The following is a 21594-nucleotide window of genomic DNA, read 5'->3' on the forward strand; positions in this document are numbered from 1 at the left end:
GAAATTGCGCGGGATGAAGCCATGCGTACCCTGGGCATTTTTGGAATGACGTTGATGTTGTTGGCCCAGGATCTCGGCTATGATTCCTGTCCGATGGATGGTTTTGATTTTGATGCTGTGGCAAAACTGATCCATTTGCCAGAAAATCATGCGATCGGGTACATGATTGCCGTAGGTAAAGGGACCGAAAATGCCTGGGAAAGAAATCGGGTTGACATCCAGTCCCTGGTAAAAACAGATCATTTTTAGTGATTCAGGGAGTTTACGTACTATAATCCAGTTCCAGTTGATACGGGCAGGAAATTCCTGCAGGAGAGAGGGCAATGCCAGTCAATGAAGGAAGCATGGATCGTCTGATCCGGGTGATTGTGGGGTTGGTGATTATTGTGGTGCTCGCAGTATTCTTGCACGGTGAAAACAAATGGTGGGCAGTGGTTGGATTGGTGCCCCTGATTACTGGAATCACTGGTTTTTGTGGGTTGTATACTTTGCTGGGTATCAAAACCTGCCCGGTAAAAAAGCATTCCTGAGATCAGGATGTATCCTCCTTAGCTCAGTATAAGGTTTAGTGAAAACAGAAGGCACGGTCGTCCCGTGCCTTTGGTTTATCAGGCATGGCAAGGAAAAACGTTGCTGCATAAAAGACGACTGATTTTTATCCTGGGCATGTTAAGCGCCTTTGGCCCGATGTCTATTGATATGTACCTTCCCAGTCTGCCGACGCTGTCCCGCTATTTTACAGCGCCACATCTGGCGGTGCAGTTGACCCTGGCCAGTTTTTTTGTAGGACTTTCTCTGGGGCAGTTGTTTTTTGGGACGCTTTCGGATCGTTTTGGACGCCGCCGACCCCTGTTGCTGGGACTGATACTGTATGTGCTGACTTCGGCTGGCTGTGCTTTATCTCCCTCTATCGGGGTGCTGATCGGTCTACGTTTTGTGCAGGGGCTGGGAGCATGCGCAGGTCTGGTGATTTCCCGGGCCGTGGTGCGTGATTTGTTTTCCCCCAGGGAAGCGCCACATATTTTTGCCGCCATGATTCTAGTGATGGGCCTTGCCCCTATTATCGCGCCGTTGATGGGCGGATACTTGCTGGTCTGGTTGGGATGGCAGAGTATTTTCTGGTTGTTGACAGTATTCGGGCTGTTTATTTTTGGGCTGGTCTATCTGGGATTGCACGAAAGCCATCAACCCACAGCGGAACATTCCCTGGAGGTCAGCAAGGTTTTGCGGCGTTACCATGCGCTCTTGCAGGACAGGCGTTTTATGGCTTTTTCTTTGGTTTATGCCATGTGCTACGGCGGCATGTTTGCGTATATTGCCGGATCACCCTTTGTGTTTATTGATCTTTATAAAGTCCCGGCCAACAGTTTTGGCTGGATATTCGGTGCCAATGCCTTGGGCCTGGTAGTCATGTCACAACTCAACCGAATCCTGCATCGGCGCTACACAGCAGAAGGAATCCTCCAGACGGTGGTGATCATTCAGTTGCTGGCGGGTATCGTATTGTTTATCATTGGTTATTATCCAGAAATCAGCATGTTTTCCATTATGCTGCCGCTGTTCGTCTATGTCGCGAGCATTGGTCTGGTCGGTCCCAATGCCACGGCACTGGCCATGGCCGGGCAAGGCGCTCATGCGGGCGGTGCCTCAGCACTGCTCGGAGCCATGCAGTTCACGGCTGCATCTGTTTCTGCCATGGTTATTGGCAGTATGGTCATGCACAGTGCGTTCCCATTGGGCATTACCATTCTGGGTTGTGCTGCTGTTGCGGTGGTCGGTTTGCGCTACGCCCGTAAGCTGCAAGATCCTGCCCTGCTCATGAAAAGCTGAATGGACTTTTTAGCAGGAACCCGGCCGGCATAACCATGCGTCACTGACCTGACCATTGGCATCAAGACGCACATGCGCCTGTCCCTGTTGTCGCAGACGCTGATCTCCAGCAGCTCCAAAGGGGACCAGTTCTTCAAAATCAAACTGACAAAGCACAATCACTTCATTGCCCTCATGCTCGGGAAGACTGCAGTGACACTGTGCACCTTCCCTGAGTGCCACACCACCCATGCTGGTGAAGCTGGCCAGCAGTTGTTTTTGCTCCAGATAGTCCAATATGCCCGACTGGACGACGGGGTCTTCCCAAATATTCATGTGAGAGCTCCTCAGATGCGCTACAAATGATGGTCTATACTATACAGCGTAGTTCAATGATGACACTGCGTGGTATCGCGCCGTGCCTGAATTCTGAAAAGGGGGCTTTTTGTATTTTTCGACAAAAATCGCACTTTGGGAGAATCGGCAATGATGGCGAGCCCTGCCCTGATAGTTGGGATTTTTGCCGCTGCAGTGTTGCTGGTATTGATGAGTATTCTCTGGATATCGGGTCTGCTCGGCGGACAACACCCCAATCGCAATAAAAACATTCCTTTTGAAAGTGGGCTGGGAGCCAACACCAGTACGCATCCGCGAACCCCCGTTGCTTTTTATCTTCTGGCCGTTTCCTTTCTGGTGTTTGAGCTGGAAGCCGCTTTTCTTTTTGCCTGGGCAGTGGCTTTTCATGCCCTGGGCTGGGGACCGGTTGTGGCTGGACTGGCTTTTATGGTGATCCTGGGTCTGGGCTTGTTTTATGAGTGGCGTATGGGAGGTTTGCAATGGCATTAGCTCCGGGTCCCTTGTCTTTGCTGGTGGGCAAATTTGAAGAAATGCTGGCTTGGAGTCGGGCAGGTTCTCTCTGGCCCCTGAATTTTGGTACTTCCTGCTGTTTTATTGAAATGGTGGCTGCCGTGACGCCCCGCCATGATTTGTCGCGATTTGGTGCCGAGGTGCTGCGTGGCTCGCCCCGGCAGTCGGATGTGCTGATCACTTCAGGGACGATTTTCGTGAAAATGGCGCCCATGATTCTGGAGATATATGAACAAATGCTGGAGCCCAAATGGGTAATTTCCATGGGCTCCTGTTCCAACTCCGGAGGCATGTATGATGTCTACAGCGTGGTCCAGGGTATTGATCGACTGCTGCCCGTAGATATTTATGTGCCGGGTTGTCCACCCCGTCCGGAAGCCCTGATGGACGGTTTGTTATTGTTGCAGCAGAAAATCCGGCGTAATCCTCCCCGGATATTTCAGCGGGAGCTGACTAATGCTTCTGGCTGAGATGCTGCAAAAGCACTTTGCTGCGAGTCCGGTTACCGATGGGCGGGATGGCTGGCCGGATTTTCTGCTGCCTGAAGAGCAGTTGCTGCCGGCCATGCAATTCCTGCATGAACAAATGCAACCGTCTTTTCCGATGTTGCTGGATTTGACGGCCGTGGATGAAGGATCACATGGTGCCGCAGAGGCTGCACAATATACCTTGACCTATCATCTGCACGGACTGGAGGGTTGTGGTGCCCTGCGTTTGCGGGTGACACACGCCGACGCCGAGCTTCCGGTACCGTCGATAACCGGTATTTTTGCCAATGCCAATTGGTATGAACGGGAAGTGTACGATCTGTTTGGTCTGAAGTTCAGTGGTCATCCGGATTTGCGGCGCATTTTACTCCCGCCCCTCTGGGAAGGGCACCCGCTGCGAAAAAGCGAAGCCATCCGCGCCACAGAGCGCCCCGCCTATCGTTTGAGTAAAACCGATTTGCAGGAAGCACTCAAAGCCTACAGCGACGAGGTGTCAGCTCCGGAATCCGGGCAGACGGTACTGAATGTTGGCCCACATCATCCAGGAACCCACGGAATTTTGCGCTTTGTACTGAAAATTTCCGGGGAAAAAATTGCCAGCGTGGACCCCGATATTGGTTATCACCATCGGGGTGTGGAAAAAATAGCCGAAGGACATACGTTCCATAATTTTATTCCCTATACCGACCGGGTGGATTATCTGGGGGGAATCCTGGGTGAGTTTCCCTATGTCCGTGCGGTGGAGATGCTGGCGGATTTGCAATTGCCGGATCGCGCCGAGGGTATCCGGACCTTGTTGGCGGAAATCTGCCGGATATCTTCCCATTTGGTGTGGTTGGGAAGCTATGGAAATGATCTCGGCACCATGGGACCGGCATTTTATGCATTTCGGGATAGAGCGCTGTTGCTCGATCTGATCGAAAAATATACCGGCGGGCGCCTGCATCCACAGTTTTTTCGGATTGGTGGAGTAGCGGCTGACTTGCCGGAGGACTGGCGCGATGATCTGCTGCAAGTCCTCCAGAAAGTAGAGTCCGGTTTGCGGGATACGGAGATACTCACTGTAGGGAATCCCATTTTCCGCGCCCGCACTCAGGGGATTGGGGTGCTGTCAGCGGCGCAGGCGGAAAAGTGGGGCGCATCGGGTATTGTCTTGCGCAGTACGGGCAAAGCCTGGGATATGCGCAAAGCAGCACCCTACGGGCTATACGATGCTCTTGATTTTGAGGTGCCGACCTCCACCGATGGGGATGCTTTAGCCAGAACCCAACTGCATATTGATGAAATTCGCGAAAGTATCGGGATGCTTCGGCAGCTCGCCGACAAAATGCCGGATGGTGCGACTCTGGCTGCTGACGCCCGGTATGCCCTGCCACCCAAAGACCATACCTTGCGGGATATTGAAACGCTGATTCACCATTTCGAGCAGATGGCGGGCGAAATTGGTCCTCCTGCAGGACAGGTACTGAGCATCACCGAGTCAGCGCGCGGCATGCTCGCCTATTACATTGTGGCTGACGGTAGCGCCCACCCATACCGGCTCAGGGTACGGACTCCTTCCTTCCCCCACGTCCAGCTGATTACCGAACTGGGGCGCGATACGGCCCTCCCCGATTTTATTGCCACGATTGGATCCATAGATTATGTCCTCGCCGACCTCGATCGTTGACTTGAATGATGCATCGCTTCTCGCCAGGTTGCAGGATCTGGTGGTGGCGTCACCGGTTCCGGAAGCCGCCATCAGTGAAGTCCTGCAGGTCCTGCAAAAGGCCAGAGGCTACATTGATGAGGATGCATTGCGTCTGGCAGCGTCTTTGACCGGGTTGAGTCCGGTCAAGGTCGAGGAGCTTTGCACCTTTTACAGCCTGGTGTTGCGTGAACCGGTGGGCACCCATGTTCTGCGCATCTGTGACAGCATCGCCTGCCATATGGCCGGGGCTCAGGATATCCTGACCCAGGCCCGCCAGCATTCGGGCGTGGATCTCGGTGAGGTCAGTCGCAGTGGCAAACTGACGGTGATACCGCATGTCTGCATTGGCCTCTGTGATCGGGCCCCCGCCCTGATGGTGGATGACCAGGCGCTGGGACCGGTGGACACCCAGACATTGACCCGGCTTTTGGCACAACTGGAGGCGGATATATGGAAGCCATCCTGAGCCGGCATTTTGCAGATCCCGATCCGGCAGATCTGCGCGCTTACCGGGATGCCGGGGGGTATGTGGGGCTTGCAAGAGCCGTGCAGATGGATCCCGCTGATATTATTGCGGAACTAGAAAAATCCGGGCTTCGGGGTTGTGGTGGTGCGGGCTTTCCGACGGGTCTCAAATGGCGTCTGCGCGGAGTTGATGCTCCTGAACCGCGTTATCTGGTTTGCAATCTGGATGAAACCGAGCCGGGCAGTATCAAGGACCGTGCTCTGCTTTTCGGGGCTCCGCACCATATTCTGGAAGGCATGTTTATTGCGGCTCACGCTCTGGGGGTGCGTTATGCCGTCATTTTTGTACGGGGTGAATATGCAGCAGGTGCCCGTGTTCTGGAAAAAGCACTGCATCAGGCCCGCGAGGCAGGACTCATGCGCTTGCCTGATGGCGATTTGCGCCTGGATATTCATGTTTCTTTGGGACGCTATATTTGTGGCGAAGATTCGGCCATTCTCAATGCCATTGAAGGCAAACGCGCAAATCCGCGTAAAAAACCTCCGCATATCAGTCAACAGGGGCTCTGGCAGCAACCGACCACTGTCAACAACGCCGAAACCATTGCGCATTTGCCGGGTATTTTCGCGCATGGCGCGGACTGGTTTCGCAGTCTGGGCGTCAATGGCGGCGTGGGCAGCAAATTGTACAGTGTCTGTGGCCCTGCGAAACGCCTCGGTGTTTTTGAATTGCCCATGGGAACGACCGCTCAGGAAATACTGTTTGAACATGCTGGAGGTTTGCAGCCAGGGCGCACTTTGCGCGCGGTGTTGCCGGGGGGCTCCTCCACACCCTTTCTGATGCCCGAACACTTCGATACGCCCATGCATTTTGATGCGGTGGCCAAAGTCGGTTCGCGACTGGGTACAGGCGGCTTCATTCTGATGGATGATCGGCAGTGCCCCGTCGATTTTCTGGTGGCGACGACCCGTTTTTTCGCGCGCGAATCGTGTGGATTCTGCACGCCCTGCCGGGAAGGCTTGCCCTATGTGCGCTGGTTGCTGGAGCGGATTGAGGCTGGAGAAGGCAGTGCCGAGGATATTGCGACCCTGCATCAGCTTGGTGGGCAAATTGCCCCCAACAGTTTTTGTGCGTTGGCTCCGGGAGCGCTGATGCCGGTGCTTTCGGGTTTACATGCCTTTGCGGATGATTTTGAGGCACATGTTCGCCTGGGTCATTGTCCATATCGGGGGCCTCAATCATGAAGCATGTATTTTTTCTGGATGGTCAGGAGATTCCCTTCACCCCTGGACAGAATGTGCTGGAGGCAGCTATTGCCGCCGGAAAAGATCAGCAGATCCCCTATTTTTGTTTTCATCCCGCTTTGGGAAGTCTGGGGGCTTGTCGGCAATGTGCCGTGAAAATGTACGCCCATGACAGCAAACACCCACCCCGGATTACCATGGCCTGCCTGCTGCCAGCCAGCGATGGTCTGCAACTGGTTACTCTGGAAGACGACGTGCATACCGAGCATCGGGAAATTATTGAGCTATTGATGACCAACCATCCGCTTGACTGTCCGGTCTGTGATGAGGGTGGACAATGCCATCTTCAGGATATGACGGTGCAGACCGGACATAGTGTGCGCCATTACAGCGGTCCGAAGCGTACCTATCGCAATCAGGACCTCGGTCCTTTGGTGTATCAGGAAATGAATCGCTGCATTACCTGCTATCGCTGCGTGCGTTTTTATCAGGATGCTGCCCAGGGTGAAGATTTCGGAGTGTTCGGCTCCCGCAACCGGGTCAGCTTTGGACGCCTGGAAGATGGTCCGCTGGAAAGTCCATTCAGCGGGAATCTGGTCGAAGTCTGTCCGACGGGCGTATTTACGGACAAGGTTTTTCGTCATGATTATGTCAGGGTTTGGGATTTGCAGCAGGGTCCTTCGGTATGCCCTCATTGTGCAGTGGGTTGTAACACGACTCCCGGAGCGCGTCTGGGAACCTTGCGCCGCATACGAAACCGCATACGGCCGGAAATAAATGGTCACTTCCTCTGTGACCGTGGTCGCTATGCTTTTCCCTACGTGACGGCAAATTCCCGGCCCCTGCAGCCCCGCCTGAAGGGGGAACCCAGCCGTCAGGATGCCGTCTTGCGTCAGCTGGCCAGCCGTCTGGAAGAAGGACGCAGTGGCTTTCTGGGCTCCCCGCGCGAAGATCTGCAAAGTAATCTGGGTCTTTTTGCGTTGGCAGACTGCCTGCATGCGCCTTTTGCTGCGGTCACCAGTTCCTGGGCAGAAGCGCTGGCACAACAATGCCTGGCACTTCCGCAGGCGCCCAGTTTGCAGGAAGTGGCGGCTGCCGACCGCATTGTGGTCATCGGCGATCTGGACAGCATTGCCCCCATGGCGGGTTTTGCCGTACGTCAGGCATTGCGCCAGGGCGCAAGTTTGACGGTGCTGGCCAGCAGCCGGACCGAATTGGCCCAAAAAGGGGATTATCGGCCTTTACGCCCGAGTGCCTTGCGTGATCAGGTTGCCGAATTAGCGGATGATCCCTGTTTGCAGGGGGGACGGTTTCCGGTGCTGTTGGCCACCGCAGAAACCTTGGGCCCATCTGGTTTGTATGCACTGCGCAAAACCTTGGAAAAACTGCCTGCCAACGCCCGGGCCGGTGCTTTTGTCAATCGACCCAATTTGTTTGGGGCCGCTTATTTTGCGGCAGACGGTCATACCGAGCGCCTGCAGCAGGCCTTGCGGCAACGCAAAATCAATCATCTGCTTTGTCTGGGCGCTGATCCCTTGGGGGAGGACTGGGGGGCGGGTACCTGGCGAACGCTCGCTCCAGGTCTGGATGGTCTGAGCTTGCTGGACATGGTTGATTCAGAAACGGCCAGAAGCGCAGAAGCCTTGATACCCGTGGCGGCCTTTCCCGAGCGGGCCGGTTTGTTTGTGAATTATGAAGGCCGGATTCAGGCGTTTTCACCGGTTTATCGCCGCGAGGCGCAGGTACTGCACTCGGCGGTGCATGGCAGCGGCTTTCCCGAGGCGGCCGGAGGCTTGAAACACCCGCTCGGTCCGCCGCCGCCTTTGTTTTGGCTGGGTCGTCTGGCGGAAATGCTGCACTTGCACGAAGCCTGGCAAAAACGGCTGGATTTTTATTTGCATTTTCTGTGTCCTGAACGGCCAGACCCAGAGGGCCCCGGAGTTTTATTGCCAGACACTATTCGTGCCCGCTTTGAAATCGCAGCAGTTCCGGCAACCCGGAAGGTGACGCCCGAGCAATGGGAGCTCGATATTTTTCGCTGGTTTGGTGGGGAAACGCTGGCTGATACCGCAGACGAACTGCATTCTCTGGCTCCGGCCCGGGGTTTGCGGGTGCATCCGGATGTTCAGGCCGTGGCTGCTACCTTGCATGGTCCTTGCGGAGATCTGCAGTTGCCGGTTATTGCCTGCGCAGAAATGGTCCAAGGGGTCATTGCCATTGATCAGGAAGGTTTCGCCGAGCTGGGCTTATATCCTGGTGATCCCGTCGAAGTCAGCTGGGAGCAAAGCCGATGATGCTTTTTCTGATGGCTCTGGGCATGTTGTTTACCACCCTGATTTTGCTGGGTGTGGCGGGTTTTCTGGTTTTTGCAGAGCGGCGGGTTCTGGGTTTTCTGCAGAATCGTCTGGGCCCCAATCGCCTGGGCCCTCTGGGCGTCGGCCAGGCGCTTGCCGATGCCCTCAAGTTGATGAGCAAAGAAAATTTTGTGCCCGATTTTGCCGATCCGGTGCTTTACCGGGCGGCACCGGTTCTGGTGGCCTTCAGCGCTTTGGCCAGCTTTGCCGTGGTACCGCTGGATCATCATTTTTCCTGGGCAGGCAACTGGAATATCGGTTTGTTGTTCATTCTGGCCATGAGTTCTCTGAACGCCTACGGAGTATTTCTGGGGGGCTGGGCTTCGGGCAACAAGTTTTCCCTGCTGGGCGCAGTCCGGGCAGTGGCCCAGTTAGTCAGCTATGAGTTACCCATGGGACTGGCCCTTTTAGGTGTGGTTTTGCTGAGTGGATCGCTGTCCCTCAACGGGATCGTCGCGGCGCAAAATCTGCCCTATATCGTCCTTCAGCCTCTGGGTTTTGTCATTTTTCTGATAGCCGGTGTGGCCGAAACCCACCGCCTTCCCTTTGATTTGCCCGAAGCAGAAAGTGAATTGGTGGCCGGATTTAATACAGAATACGGGGGGATGCGCTTTGGCTATTTCTTCCTGGGAGAGTATCTTGGCCTGACCTTGATCGCAGTGCTGACGGCATTACTTTACCTCGGCGGCTGGCATGGTCCCTGGCTACCTGGATGGATCTGGCTGCTGATCAAGACGGCAGCGGTGATTTTCGTGTTTTTCTGGTTGCGGGCGACCTTGCCCCGACCACGTTATGACCAGTTAATGGCCTTGGGCTGGAAAGTGCTTCTGCCACTGGCCCTGTTCAATGTGCTTGCGACGGCTTTGGCGGCAGCTTTGTGGAGGCTGGCATGAGGGTCTGGCGCAATATCTCCGAACTGGGTGCAGGGCTGTGGACGACCTTGCGTCAGCTGGGCCGAACTTCAACCGTCAGTTATCCTGAGGAGCCTTTGAATTTGCCGCCACGCTGGCGGGGACGGCCCGTACTTACGCGTGATCCCGACGGTGATGAGCGCTGCGTTGCCTGCCAGCTTTGTTCAGCGGTATGTCCGACGCGTTGCATTGAATTGCAAGCCGGGGAGCGCCCTGACACGCGCCGCTATCCCCTGACGTTTCGCATTAATTTTTCCCGGTGCATTTATTGCGGCCTCTGTGAGGAGGCTTGTCCGACGCTGGCCATCCAGCTCCTCGATGAATTTGCTTTCAGTAAAGAACACCACGCTGATTTTATCTACGAAAAAGAGGCGTTGCTCATTGACGGGACGGGTAAGCATCCGCATTACAATTTTTATCGGCATTCCGGAGTGGCGCTGCAAGACAAGGATAAAGGTGAGGGCATCAACGAAAAAACGCCCGTCAATGTCCGGAGTAATCTGCCATGACAATTTTTCTGATCTTGCTGTTATTGTTGATTATTCTCACAACCGGAGCCGCGTTGCTGGTGGTCCGTGATCCCATGCATGGCGCGGTGAATCTGGGCGTCAGCCTGCTGGCCTTGAGCATTCTATTTCTGGTGCTGGGAGCACCCTTTGTCGCGGCTCTGGAAGTGATGTTGTATGTGGGCGCTATTCTGGTCCTTTTTCTTTTTGCCATCATGTTGTTACGCACTCCGCTGACGATCCGGGAAGAACCGCGCTGGCGCCGGGGTTTTTGGTGGCCAGCGGTGCTGGTGGTTCTGCTGACGGCAGTCCTGATTCTTCTTTTCAGTCGTCGCCCGGATCTGATGGTGCTTATTCAGGAAATAGGCCCAGGCACAGTAGGGCGTGCCCTTTTTGGTCCCTATCTCTGGCTCACGGAGGCTGTGGCGCTGCTGCTCTTTGCCGTGATTGCCGCCGTGCTGGCAATTCATCGGAGGGATGATCATGACGCTTGAACTCGCACTGGTGATTGCCGCATTACTTTTTGTGATTGGAATGGCGTTGATCATTTTGCGCCGCAATCTCATTTTTTTGTTGCTGGGCATTGAGTTGCTCTTTAACGCTGCCATGGTCATTGCTCTGGCCGGAGGTGCCCGCTGGCATTCTGTCACCGGGCAAGTACTGGTGGTGTTCATGATGGCGCTGAGCGGTGCGGCCCTGGCTTTGACCCTGGCTTTGTTGTTGCGCGTCAAGCAGGAACTGGGCGGGGATACGGTAGATGACCTGCGGCAGCTTCGGGAGGAAGTCGATGAATGAGTGGCTTTTTCTAATCCCTGGTTTTCCTCTGCTGGGGGCGTTGCTGAATGGCATTTTTGGGGAGCATTTTTCGCCACGGCAAATAGGTCGCATGGCCGCAACCATGCCCTTCCTGTCTACCCTGGTGGTATTTGCAGTCTGGATGACCCACGGTCGCGACCCCAATCTCCATGAACAGGTCTGGACCTGGATTTCGGTGGGTAATTTCCATGCCAATATAGGCTTTCATGTAGATCAAGTGACTTTGGTCATGATCAGTATTGCCTCCTTTGTAGGTTTTCTGATCCATCTGTTTTCCCAGCAATATCTGAACGGCGATTACGGCGAGCGGCGCTACTATTTTTATTTGAACTTATTTGTGGGCGGAATGCTGATTCTCACCATGGCAGATAACCTGCTGCTTCTTTACCTGGGTTGGGAGACGGTCGGCTTGTGTTCTTATGCCCTGGTGGCGCACTGGTATCGCAAACAGGAAAATGCCTGGGCCGGGCGCAAGGCATTTGTGGTGACCCGCATTGGGGATACAGCCCTGGCATTGGCAATATTTATCCTGTTTGCCGAATATCACACCCTCAATTACCACACGCTGTTTGCGGCTGTGGCGGCCCGCCCCGATCTACTGGCCCTCACCATAGCGGGGATTTTGGTGTTGATTGGTGCTGTTGCCAAATCTGCGCAGTTTCCTTTACATATCTGGTTGCCTGATTCCATGGCCGGTCCCAGTACGGTCTCCGCCCTGATTCATGCGGCTACCATGGTCACTGCTGGCGTGTATTTGTGTATTCGTCTGTACCCTATTTTTGCAGCAGTCCCCGGGATGCTCTGGGTGATCGGGTTGAGCGGGGCTTTTACCGCCCTGTATGCGGCAAGTTGCGGTATTGCTCAGGTGGACATCAAGCGGGTGCTGGCCTACTCCACCATCAGCCAACTGGGCTACATGTTTCTCGGGGTGGGCATTGGTGCTCCTTCGCTCGGCCTTTTCCATCTGCTTGTACATGCCTGTTTCAAGGCGCTGCTGTTTATGGGCGCGGGTGTGGTCATTCTCATCTACAGCGATAATCATGATATTCGCCAGATGGGCGGCCTCAAAAAGCAGCAACCCTTTTTACGCTGGACGTTTCTGGCGGGTATTTTTGCCCTGGCTGCCGTGCCCGTGATTTCGGCCTCTTTTTATAGCAAGGACGCCATTATTGCTACGGCTTTTATCGTTCCCGGTGGTAAGCTGCTCTGGGTGCTGGCATTGCTGGGCGCAGTATTTACGGCGATTTATGCGTTTCGGCTTTATTTTCTGGTGTTTGAAGGCCCGGAAAAGCCGGGCGAGTCCTATCAGATGGGTTGGGGCATGAAAATTCCTCTGGGAATCCTGGCCGTTGCCAGTATTGGTATTGGCTGGCTGCAGTTTCCGCCGGGCTGGCCAGGCCCGAAAATCTGGTTACCCTGGCTGGCTCCAGAGTTGGGCATGCCGCCAGCCCCGTCGGGGGATGTGAATATTTTTCTGCAAGTGGCGGGTTCAGTGGCCACCCTCATTGGTATTGCCATTGCCTACAAAGCCGCACAATGGGAGCGTGAAGGTCGTGGCCTCAGTCGTATAGCCTTTCTTTTCAATGCCTGGTTTTTCGACCGGATTTTTCTACGCATTTTTCCGCCCATCTGGTACGCATTCGCGCATATCCTGGACCGACTGATTGAGCAGGGCGGTTTTCAACTGATGCTGCTCGGCGGGCTGAGAGACGGCTTTGGACTCGGTAGCCGCGCTCTGGAAGCGGGCGAAAATGGCCTGATCAGTCGCTATGCCAGTGGCATGATTCTGGGTCTGGTGGTGCTGCTCTTCATCGCCTGGGGGTACTTGTTGTGATCCTGGTAACGGTGTTGATTGTTCTCCCCTGGGTTGCGGCGCTGTGGCTTTCTGCGCAAAAACAAAGTGGTCAGTACTTTGCCATGAGCATCGCACTGCTCGAATTGTTGTTGGCGTTGATTCAGCGTTTTGCCCCCGGAGCCAGCGGCACTTTAGGACATGCTCTCCATATCCCTTATCTGGGTAGTCTTTGGACCTTGCACGCTGGCCCTCTGGGCAGCACCCTGGCGCTTCTGTGCGCTTTGCTGATTCCGGTGAGTCTGGCTTTTGCCTGGCGCTTACCCGAATTCCGGGCGCTGGCGAGCGCCGTGCTGGTGATGTCCGGAGCTTTGTTCGGGATATTTTTCGCTCAGAATGTCCTGATGTTTTATATTTTTTATGAAATCCTCGCATTGGCGGGAGCTTTCATGATTTTGCGCAGCGGCCACAAAAGCCGTGCTGCTGCTTTACAGTTTTTGTTGTACACCTTCGTTGGCTCGTTACTTTTTCTGGTCGCACTGGTTGTAGTTTATGTCCTCCACGGTCAGCAGACCGGGATCTATAATTTTTCCATTTTGCAGCTTGCTGACACCCGTATTACCGGGGGTCTCGGTATCTGGCTGTTTTTGGGTATGGTCGCCGGCCTGGCGGTCAAAATGCCACTTTTCCCTCTGCATAGTTGGGCGGGTTCTGGCTACGGCAATGCCGCGCCGGCGGGGAGTGTGTTTCTTTCGGGGGCCGCCGTGACCGCAGGTGCCTATGGCCTGATTCATTTTGCTATCCCCATGCTTCCCCAGGCGGCACTGGAGTTTGCCCCGGTCGGCATTATTCTCGGTGCAATCGGGACCCTGTATGGGGCCTTCCTCGCCCTCAATGCTGCCAACCTTCGCCTTTTCGCAGCCTGGGCCAGTGTCAGCCACATGAACCTGGTGGCTCTCGGACTGTTTGCCCTGCAAACGCAGGCCATACATGGCAGTGTGTTTTTGTTGATTGCGCACGGCGTGGTCTCGGCAGGACTGTTCGGCGTAGTCAGCATTATGGAAAGCCGGGGTTTGACGGGAGAATGGTCAGGGCTGGGAGGCTTGTTTCGACGCGCGCCCCGTCTCGGTGCCTGGATGCTTTTTTTCTTTCTGGCAGGAATGGGGCTGCCGGGGCTGGCCAATTTTCCTGGAGAGTTTCTCAGCCTGGCAGGGGCCTTTCGGGTGTTGCCTTGGGCTGCTGGACTGGCGACCTTGGGGATCCTCGCGGGTGTGGTCTATTTTTTACGTGCCTACGAGCGGATCATGCTGGGTCCGCTGAACGCAACCTTGCCGGATAATCTGGTGGATTTGCAGCAGAGCGAGTGGTTGCTGTTCTGGGTGCTGGGACTGCTGACCTTGTGGCTCGGCCTGGATCCCCAGATCATCCTTGCCCATCTGGGTACCCTGCTCTCCATTCATAGTGGAGATGTCATTGCCGGAGGTGGTCATGGCTTATAGTCCAACCTTGCTGCCATTACTCATAGTTGCTGCTGCGGCACTGATTGCTTTTCTCGCAGATGCCCTGCGGCTGGGTCGACTCATGCCCTGGTTAGGCGGAATCAGCAGTATTGCTGCTGCAGCCAGTATTTTCGTCGAACATATGGCTCTGGGAGCTGATCTGTACTGGGATCTCAGCGCCACTCTTCTCGGTGTCTATTTGAGCCTGGCCATGGCGGCGGGACTGTTTTTTATTACCTTTCATCCACTTTCCCGAAAGATGACAGGCAGTTTGGTTGGGCTGTTGCTGACTATGTTGGCAGGTAGTCTGATTTTGGTGAGTGCCCAGAATCTTCTGTTGATGTTTGTTGGTCTGGAGCTGCAGGTGTTACCTTTTTTTGCGTTGCTGGCCTGGCCTGGCAGCGGCCGCGCAGCCGTAGAATCCGCCTTTAAATATGCGGTGCTGGCCGGGCTTGCATCGGCCCAGTTTGCCATTGGAATTGCCTTGATTTATCTGGGTGATGGCAGTCTGGCAGTAATTCCGCCAATGGGTGATATGACATCCAATGTATTCGGATTGATGGGCGTGCTGGCCTTACTGGCCGCTTTGAGTTTTGAGATTGCCGCCGCGCCTTTTCATGCCTGGGTAGCAGACATTTATCAAGGCGCGCCAGCGCCATTTCTGATTTTTCTGGGTGGAGTGGCAAAAGTCGCCATTATGGGGGCGCTGATTACCCTGGCGGCGGCAACACCAAAGCTGGAAATACCCATTGCCGTCATTGCGGCAACCAGCATTGTAGTGGGTAACGTCCTGGCTTATCGCGCCGGACATTTGCGAAGAATGTTGGGCTATTCGGCTATTGCTCATGCCGGTTACTTTCTGGCCGCCCTCGCGGTCGGCCCCTTGGGTATCATCGCAGGCGCTATTTATGCCTTGGTGTATGGCTTGATGAACATGGGGACTTTCATGGGCCTGTCGGCGCTGCCGGAAAACAGTATTGCCATCCCCTGGGCGGCATTGCGGGAGCGCCAACCAGTACTGGCCGGGCTTCTGGGCCTGACCTTGCTCTCGCTGGCTGGAATGCCGCCCAGCATAGGTTTTTTTGCCAAATTGCTGGTCATTATCGCCGATGTGCACGACCAGGCCTATTGGTTGGCCATTCTGATTGCTCTCGGTAGCGCCTTTTCTTTTGCTTACTATCTCAGTACCTTGTGGAAACCGTCCGTGCTCAGCAACCCCGATCGTCTGCTGCATCGGCGCAGTTGGGAGACTTTTGCCGCACTGGGCATATTGATCCTGCTATTCGGCTGGTTGCTGGCGCCCTTGGGAATGGTTTGAGAAGTTTGCGTCTTCACCAGCCCGTATATGCCTTGACATGGCCCCGTTTCATCGCTAATCTCCCGCCCCTCAGTGAAAAACCCGAAGCCGGAGTTTTGTGATGAAGACCTATTCTGCCAAGTCTCATGAAGTACAGGGAGACTGGTTCGTCGTAGATGCGACCGATAAAGTGCTGGGCCGTCTTTCTGTAGAGGTGGCTACCCGCCTGCGCGGTAAGCATAAGCCCGAATTTACCCCCCATGCCGACATCGGGGATCATATTATTGTGATCAACGCAGACAAGATTGCGGTGACCGGCAACAAGGCCAAAGACAAGATGTACTATCATCATACCGGCTATGTCGGCAATCTGAAGAGTGCTTCTTTTGAAAAGATGATGGAAACGCATCCAGAGCGGATTATCGAAATTGCCGTCAAGGGAATGCTTCCAAAAAACTCCCTGGGCCGCGCTATGTACCGGAAACTCAAGGTTTATAGTGGTTCCGAGCATCCCCATTCTGCGCAACAGCCTCAGACTTTAGATATTTAAGGTAAGCACTATTATGGAACAATATTACGGCACTGGTCGGCGCAAAAGCGCAACTGCACGGGTTTATTTGCGTCGTGGCTCTGGCAAGATCGTCATCAACAAGCGCAGCCTGGAAGAATACTTTGGTCGCGAGACATCGCGCATGGTAGTCATGCAGCCACTGGAACTGACCGGGCACGGCAGCCAGTTTGACATTCTGGTGAATGTCAGCGGTGGTGGTGCCAGCGGACAGGCTGGTGCCATTCGCCACGGCATCACCCGCGCCCTGATGGTTTATGACGAAACCTTGCGGCGTCCGCTCCGTGGCGCGGGTTTTGTGACCCGCGATGCCCGCGAAGTGGAACGTAAGAAGGTCGGCAAGCATAAGGCGCGGCGTAGTCATCAGTTCTCCAAGCGTTAATAACACCGCTTCGGATCGGAAAAGCCGCCTAAGGGCGGCTTTTTTGTTGTTGGTCTAAGACAGAGGGTTACAGCATGATTCGTGCAGGCATTGTGGGTGGTACCGGGTACACCGGAGTGGAATTGTTGCGCTTGTTGCTTCCTCATCCCGAAGTGGAAGTGCAGGTCATCACCTCTCGTGCTGAAGAGGGAGAACGGGTAGATATCCATTTTCCCAATCTGCGGGGCGTGTGTGATCTGTGTTATACAGCTCCCGATCCAGAGACTCTGGCAAAACTGGATGTCGTATTTTTTGCGACGCCCCACGGCGTGGCCATGGATAGCGCCCCGGAACTGCTGGCGCGTGATGTGCGTGTCATTGACCTCGGTGCGGATTTTCGGCTGGCCGATGCGGAGGCTTTTGCGCACTGGTATGGCATGGCGCATCGGGCGCCTGAGGCGTTGCGTGCAGCTTGTTACGGACTACCGGAATATTTTCGGGAGCAAATTGCCCAATCACGCCTGATTGCCAATCCCGGATGTTATCCAACCGCAGTCATTCTGGGATTCGCTCCTTTGCTGGAGGCGGGATTACTGCATCAAGATACGCTGATTGCCGATTGCAAATCGGGGGTAAGTGGTGCGGGACGCACTGGACGGGTGAACCTGATCGTGCCGGAAGCCGCAGATAGTGTCACTGCCTACGGGGTGAGTGGTCACCGTCATCGTCCCGAAATTGAGGCGACTCTCTCAAAACTGAGCGGGGAGACGATTGAACTACAGTTCACGCCGCACCTGATGCCCATGATTCGCGGGATTCATGCCACCTTGTACGGACGGTTGCGGCAACCGTTGAGTGACGCCGCCTTGCAAACCTTGTTTGCAGAGCGTTACGCGCAGGAGCCATTTGTTGATGTTCTGCCATTTGGCAGTCATCCGGCAACTCGCTCTGTGCGCGGGGCCAACGTGTGTCGTATTGCCGTTCACCAGCCCCGTCCCGGGCAGGTAGTGGTTCTGTCCGTCATTGATAATCTGGTGAAAGGTGCGGCAGGGCAGGCAGTTCAGAACATGAACCGCCTGTTTGCCTTGCCCGAAACGCTTGGATTGACACAAATTGCTTTGTTGCCATAGTGTTAGGCTATTGTATTCTTAGGATGAGGCTTTGACTGTGGGTCAGTCTATTTTGTTTGCGATTATCGTCACAGGTTTTTTTGTTGAAAAAACAAAATCGTTATCCTGGCAAAGCAGGTGAATACCAAGGGATTGAGCGCGTGGCGCTTTCCTGAAGATGTCGTGGCTTATTTTCAGCCCGAATATTCCATCAGTCAGCAAAAAATCGTTGGAATTGAAGCTCTCGCACGGATGCGCGATGCTTCCGGACAGCTGATCTCCCCACATTCTTTCATTCCATTTTTGGATATGGAGCAACGTCGAGAGCTCAGCCGCCTGATGCTGGTAGCAGGCCTCCAGGTTCTGGAGTTACTGGATGCCCAGGGCATTGTTCTTAACCTGTCGTTCAATGTAGATCCTGATTTTATGGTTGAGCATGATTGTGCGATTTGTTTTAAGGGGACCATGACGAACAGTCCCGTGGCTCCGTCAAGAGTATGTCTTGAGCTTCTGGAAAGTGGCGATTTTCTGAACCGCCATATTGCTAAAGACCGCCTGCAGGCTTTACGGGATACGGGAGTACGCATTGCTCTGGACGATGTCGGTTCGGCTTATTCTTCCCTGCTGCGCATGAAAGAGCTGCCTATCGATAAAATCAAACTGGATCAGGGTTTTATCCGCGACTTGACGGCGCAACCCAAAAATCTGGCTTTTGTGCAGAGTATTCAACTGTTGGCTAACGCTTTGAATGCCGAATTGGTGATAGAAGGCGTCGAAACGCTACCTATTCTGGATGCCATGCGCGCTTTGCATCTGGATTTTATACAGGGTTATGCCATTGCCAGGCCGATGCCTGCCCATGAACTCATCGCCATGGTCATTCAGGGCTATGATTTACCGGAAGGCAGCGCTAAACATCCTGCCAGCTTATTGGGCGCCTATGCAGCACACCTCTTGCGTCGTCCCTTGATGGATGCGTTGCGACGTGGCTGGATTGATGTTTCTGTCACGACGCCTCCGCCCTGCCCATTGATAGCCTTTCTGCGCGAACATGGGGCAACAGAGGATCATCCCATTGTTGCCGCCCATCATCGTTTGGTCAGCGTGAAGTCCGATCCTGACCTGGGTTATCTGGATCAGACCTTGAATCACATCGAAACAGAAATTCAGGAGCTGGTGCGTGAAGCTATTCATCTTGAGCAACGCGAATAAAAAATCGACATGCACCGAACTAAACAGTTCCTTTCGACGATACAGTCTTCTCCGATTTTTTTGTTGCACTTGTTTTTTATCGGAATGGCCGTTTTGTTTATTACCTTGTGGGGCTGGCGCTTCGAAGATTTACGGGCATCCTTGCACAAGGAGTTTCGATATAAAGGTGAGATTGCCTTGCGCAGTATTGCCGATCAATTAGCAGGAAATCTGGACGGTCATTTCCATGACCTGACTTTTTTTCGCCGCTCCTTACTGGAACTCGATCAAAACCCGCTGTTACTCACAACAGAAAAAAAAGCGGCAATGATCGCGTTTCAGAGGACGCATCCTGCAATTGCTGCCATCAACTTGTTGGATGCTCAGGCAAATAAGATCATCTGGTCAAGTGAGGGACAATTACCAACTCCTCTGCTAAAAGCCACGGAATTTACCCAGCTCAAGAGAAACCCCGATTATCTGGTTGGACGTCCCGTGGTTTTGTTGCCGGGTAAAATTTGGGTGATGCCCATGCGCGAACATTTGTTGAATCATCAAGGGCAGGTTGTCGGTTATATCGGATCGCCGTTTCGTCTTTCCCGTCTGAAAAATATCCATACCCCGGAAGATATGGATATTCTGATTAAGGGTGCCGGTCATATCCCAGTGGCTTTTTGGAAAAGTGGGACTTGGCAACTTCCTGCTCCACAGGATCATTGGACGGGTCAGTATCTGCGCGTTGAGGTGCCGGGTTACCCATGGACGGCTTATGTGCGCTGGTCTTCTTTAGCATTTGCTCATAATTTCTGGCGTCAGAATATCTGGCAAAGTATCCCTTTTATAGTTATTTTGCTTTTTTTGCTGATTCTGGATCGCCTTTCCGTGCGCTTTCTGCGTCAGTTGCTCGACTTACGGCAGTACCAGCAAGCGGCACTTCTGACGCAGCAATCTCTTCTGGTTCAGGCAGAACCAAAAGTTATGTATGCGCGTCTGGTACAAACGATTGTTCGTGAAACCAATGCTGTTGCTGCGTTCGTGCTCGTTCCCGATCCGATGACTGAATCTCTGCAAATATCGGCTCTGGGGGCTGATCAAAAGGATTTGCGTGAAAGCTTGCTTACCTGGATAACCGCACTCAATCCAAAAGATCTTCGTAATGGAAGTTTCCTTCCTGAACGGGTGTTTCGTTTGGGCAAGGCAGAAGAAATCAGGTTCCGTGATGAAATGACGGAAAACTCGCCGGCTATGGAAAGACGTCCACAGCTACGACGAATACGGAGTATGATCGCTTACCCGATTATTTTGCAGGACGCAGCGCAGGTGGAAGCTGTGCTGGTGGTTGCCCATGCCAAAACTAAACACTTTAGCCAAGCGCTGAAAGCACTTATCGGGCAGTTGGCAAGTAGTGTGGGGCTAGCTCTCACTCTCTGGAAACGTCATAACGCACTGGCCGATGCGGAAGCCGAAATTCGTAAGGTGGCTTATTACGATAGCCTTACCGGATTGGCGAATCGTCGCCTGCTGAATGAGCGATTAGAAAAGGGGTTGACACGTGCCAGTCAAAATAGTCAATCCATCGCATTAGGTATTCTGGATGTAGATGATTTTAAAGGAGTCAATGATCAATACGGACATGATGCAGGAGATGCTTTACTGGTGATTATCGCCCGAAGGCTGGAAGAGGCGTTGCGTACTTCTGATTGTGTAGCCCGCTGGGGTGGGGATGAGTTTGTGCTTCTCTTCGAAGGATTGGAGAAACGACAGGTATTGGAGGCCGTTCTGCTGCGTTTGGAACGTGTCCTGGAATCTCCGGCCAAATTGTCCCACGACTTGCTGCTACCCGTACGAGTCAGTCTTGGCATTTGTTTTTGCAAGGATGCGGGGCTGATAGAAAATCAGGATGCGATGCTCCGTTGTGCCGATCAGGCCTTGTATGCCATCAAGGCGAAAAAATTGGAACGGAGTCAGTTTTGGATGGTTTACGACGCAGATCTTCAGCTACAGCCTGAATCAGAAGCTTTCGGCGACAAGGTAACGTGATAAAAAACCAATAGTTTCCATTTTTGGGCGCATTGCTGTGGTTATTTGGCTACAGGGGATATTTTTAACTGCTTGAAAAATATAGGTGCTGGACTGGCAAGTTTCTTGCAGTGGTATTGGGTTAGTCAGATAGCTATCGGGAATCCCTATGCTTATCTGCAAACGTATATATCTTGATGAGTCTGACGGCTCAAGGAGGCCACATGATAAAGATATGGACGCACCCCCTTCATCGCATACCGCAATTTGTGGCATTGGTAGGGCTATTTCTTGGGTTGAGCAGTCCTGCCTGGGCGGATGGTGATTTGTCCCTGGGCGTTGCAGTTCCTGGTTTAAGCGTGTTTTTAGGGAATAACCCCGGTTATTATGCCGCGCCTGTTTATGCACCCCCGCCAGTATATTACGCGCCGCCACCGCACCGTGTGTATTATGTTCCAGCGCCGCCACCTCCGCCGCCTGTGCGCTATCAATTGCCCGGGTACTATGTGCAGCCTGCACCCATTCGCTATTACCGGCCCCGCCCTTGGGAGCATCACGGTCCACCGCCATGGGCGGGTCGTTGGCGGCATGATGATGGTCATGATGG

The 21594-nt window shown here is 53.9% G+C and carries 23 protein-coding genes (1 of these 23 cut by a window edge); 21 read left to right on the forward strand and 2 right to left on the reverse strand.

All coding sequences use genetic code 11. The annotated features are described in order from the left end of the window. The 3 genes from BLW97_RS00495 to BLW97_RS00505 form a co-directional block, all read left to right on the forward strand. Window positions 1–249: the end of a nitroreductase family protein gene (locus BLW97_RS00495; RefSeq protein WP_031570980.1), read on the forward strand. It extends 351 nt beyond the left edge of the window; the window shows 249 of its 600 coding nt (coding positions 352–600); its start codon lies beyond the left edge, outside the window; the stop codon is at window positions 247–249. Window positions 250–323: 74 nt separating this feature from the next. After that, entirely contained in the window at window positions 324–530 is a 207-nt protein-coding gene (locus BLW97_RS00500) for a YgaP family membrane protein (RefSeq protein ID WP_024894639.1), read from the forward strand. A gap of 100 nt (window positions 531–630) precedes the next feature. Further along, window positions 631–1830 carry a Bcr/CflA family multidrug efflux MFS transporter gene (locus BLW97_RS00505; RefSeq protein WP_207650531.1) on the forward strand — a complete coding sequence of 400 codons (1200 nt, stop codon included), beginning with the start codon at window positions 631–633 and terminating at the stop codon, window positions 1828–1830. A 9-nt stretch (window positions 1831–1839) separates the two neighbouring features. On the opposite strand, the gene BLW97_RS00510 is transcribed toward BLW97_RS00505, so the two are convergent. Next, a complete protein-coding gene (locus tag BLW97_RS00510; RefSeq protein WP_024894638.1) occupies window positions 1840–2145 on the reverse strand; it encodes a hypothetical protein in 306 nt (101 codons plus the stop codon). Window positions 2146–2295: 150 nt separating this feature from the next. On the opposite strand from BLW97_RS00510, the gene BLW97_RS00515 reads away from it, so the two are divergent. The 18 genes from BLW97_RS00515 to BLW97_RS00600 all read left to right on the forward strand — a co-directional run bounded on the left by BLW97_RS00515 (window position 2296) and on the right by BLW97_RS00600 (window position 21008). Continuing rightward, entirely contained in the window at window positions 2296–2655 is a 360-nt protein-coding gene (locus BLW97_RS00515) for an NADH-quinone oxidoreductase subunit A (protein ID WP_024894637.1), read from the forward strand. After that, window positions 2646–3146, forward strand: coding sequence for an NADH-quinone oxidoreductase subunit B (locus BLW97_RS00520; protein ID WP_010640737.1), 501 nt, complete (start codon window positions 2646–2648; stop codon window positions 3144–3146). The genes BLW97_RS00515 and BLW97_RS00520 overlap by 10 nt, the downstream gene beginning before the upstream one ends. After that, on the forward strand, window positions 3133–4833 hold the full coding sequence (gene nuoD / locus BLW97_RS00525; protein WP_075322014.1) for an NADH dehydrogenase (quinone) subunit D: 1701 nt from the start codon (window positions 3133–3135) through the stop codon (window positions 4831–4833). Before BLW97_RS00520 ends, nuoD begins: the two co-directional genes overlap by 14 nt. A gap of 1 nt (window position 4834) precedes the next feature. Further along, on the forward strand, window positions 4835–5320 hold the full coding sequence (gene nuoE / locus BLW97_RS00530) for an NADH-quinone oxidoreductase subunit NuoE (protein WP_226831421.1): 486 nt from the start codon (window positions 4835–4837) through the stop codon (window positions 5318–5320). Then, entirely contained in the window at window positions 5305–6564 is a 1260-nt protein-coding gene (locus tag BLW97_RS00535) for a complex I 51 kDa subunit family protein (RefSeq protein WP_024894634.1), read from the forward strand. The genes nuoE and BLW97_RS00535 overlap by 16 nt, the downstream gene beginning before the upstream one ends. After that, window positions 6561–8858, forward strand: a complete 2298-nt coding sequence (locus tag BLW97_RS00540) for a 2Fe-2S iron-sulfur cluster-binding protein (RefSeq protein WP_024894633.1) — start codon at window positions 6561–6563, stop codon at window positions 8856–8858. Before BLW97_RS00535 ends, BLW97_RS00540 begins: the two co-directional genes overlap by 4 nt. Beyond that, window positions 8855–9811, forward strand: a complete 957-nt coding sequence (gene nuoH / locus BLW97_RS00545; protein ID WP_024894632.1) for an NADH-quinone oxidoreductase subunit NuoH — start codon at window positions 8855–8857, stop codon at window positions 9809–9811. Before BLW97_RS00540 ends, nuoH begins: the two co-directional genes overlap by 4 nt. Continuing rightward, window positions 9808–10338, forward strand: a complete 531-nt coding sequence (gene nuoI / locus BLW97_RS00550; RefSeq protein WP_024894631.1) for an NADH-quinone oxidoreductase subunit NuoI — start codon at window positions 9808–9810, stop codon at window positions 10336–10338. Before nuoH ends, nuoI begins: the two co-directional genes overlap by 4 nt. Next, complete coding sequence (locus BLW97_RS00555; RefSeq protein WP_024894630.1) at window positions 10335–10829, forward strand: NADH-quinone oxidoreductase subunit J family protein; 495 nt, start codon at window positions 10335–10337, stop codon at window positions 10827–10829. Before nuoI ends, BLW97_RS00555 begins: the two co-directional genes overlap by 4 nt. Next, entirely contained in the window at window positions 10819–11130 is a 312-nt protein-coding gene (locus BLW97_RS00560; RefSeq protein WP_010640723.1) for an NADH-quinone oxidoreductase subunit NuoK, read from the forward strand. Before BLW97_RS00555 ends, BLW97_RS00560 begins: the two co-directional genes overlap by 11 nt. Beyond that, window positions 11123–12985, forward strand: coding sequence for an NADH-quinone oxidoreductase subunit L (nuoL, locus tag BLW97_RS00565; RefSeq protein WP_075322015.1), 1863 nt, complete (start codon window positions 11123–11125; stop codon window positions 12983–12985). Before BLW97_RS00560 ends, nuoL begins: the two co-directional genes overlap by 8 nt. Further along, the gene (locus BLW97_RS00570; RefSeq protein ID WP_139110833.1) at window positions 12982–14442 is read left to right on the forward strand and encodes a complex I subunit 4 family protein; all 1461 of its coding nucleotides are present in this window, start codon (window positions 12982–12984) and stop codon (window positions 14440–14442) included. Before nuoL ends, BLW97_RS00570 begins: the two co-directional genes overlap by 4 nt. Next, window positions 14432–15760 carry an NADH-quinone oxidoreductase subunit N gene (locus BLW97_RS00575; protein ID WP_031570983.1) on the forward strand — a complete coding sequence of 443 codons (1329 nt, stop codon included), beginning with the start codon at window positions 14432–14434 and terminating at the stop codon, window positions 15758–15760. Before BLW97_RS00570 ends, BLW97_RS00575 begins: the two co-directional genes overlap by 11 nt. A gap of 100 nt (window positions 15761–15860) precedes the next feature. Beyond that, window positions 15861–16289 (forward strand): 50S ribosomal protein L13, encoded by a 429-nt coding sequence (gene rplM, locus BLW97_RS00580; protein ID WP_010640718.1) that lies wholly within the window; start codon window positions 15861–15863, stop codon window positions 16287–16289. Between the two features lie 13 nt (window positions 16290–16302). Then, window positions 16303–16689, forward strand: coding sequence for a 30S ribosomal protein S9 (gene rpsI, locus BLW97_RS00585; protein ID WP_010640716.1), 387 nt, complete (start codon window positions 16303–16305; stop codon window positions 16687–16689). A 74-nt stretch (window positions 16690–16763) separates the two neighbouring features. Continuing rightward, window positions 16764–17798, forward strand: coding sequence for an N-acetyl-gamma-glutamyl-phosphate reductase (argC, locus tag BLW97_RS00590; RefSeq protein ID WP_075322016.1), 1035 nt, complete (start codon window positions 16764–16766; stop codon window positions 17796–17798). Window positions 17799–17915: 117 nt separating this feature from the next. Continuing rightward, window positions 17916–18989: an EAL domain-containing protein gene (locus tag BLW97_RS00595; RefSeq protein ID WP_024894623.1), complete on the forward strand. Its 1074-nt coding sequence runs from the start codon at window positions 17916–17918 to the stop codon at window positions 18987–18989. A gap of 9 nt (window positions 18990–18998) precedes the next feature. Further along, window positions 18999–21008: a diguanylate cyclase gene (locus tag BLW97_RS00600; RefSeq protein ID WP_075322017.1), complete on the forward strand. Its 2010-nt coding sequence runs from the start codon at window positions 18999–19001 to the stop codon at window positions 21006–21008. Here the strand turns inward: BLW97_RS00600 and BLW97_RS19710 are convergent. Next, complete coding sequence (locus BLW97_RS19710) at window positions 20979–21557, reverse strand: hypothetical protein (protein ID WP_158025100.1); 579 nt, start codon at window positions 21555–21557, stop codon at window positions 20979–20981. The genes BLW97_RS00600 and BLW97_RS19710 overlap by 30 nt on opposite strands. Between the last annotated feature and the right edge of the window lie 37 nt (window positions 21558–21594).

Origin of the sequence: Acidithiobacillus albertensis (assembly GCF_001931655.1) — a bacterium.
GTDB classification, from domain to species: domain Bacteria; phylum Pseudomonadota; class Gammaproteobacteria; order Acidithiobacillales; family Acidithiobacillaceae; genus Acidithiobacillus; species Acidithiobacillus thiooxidans.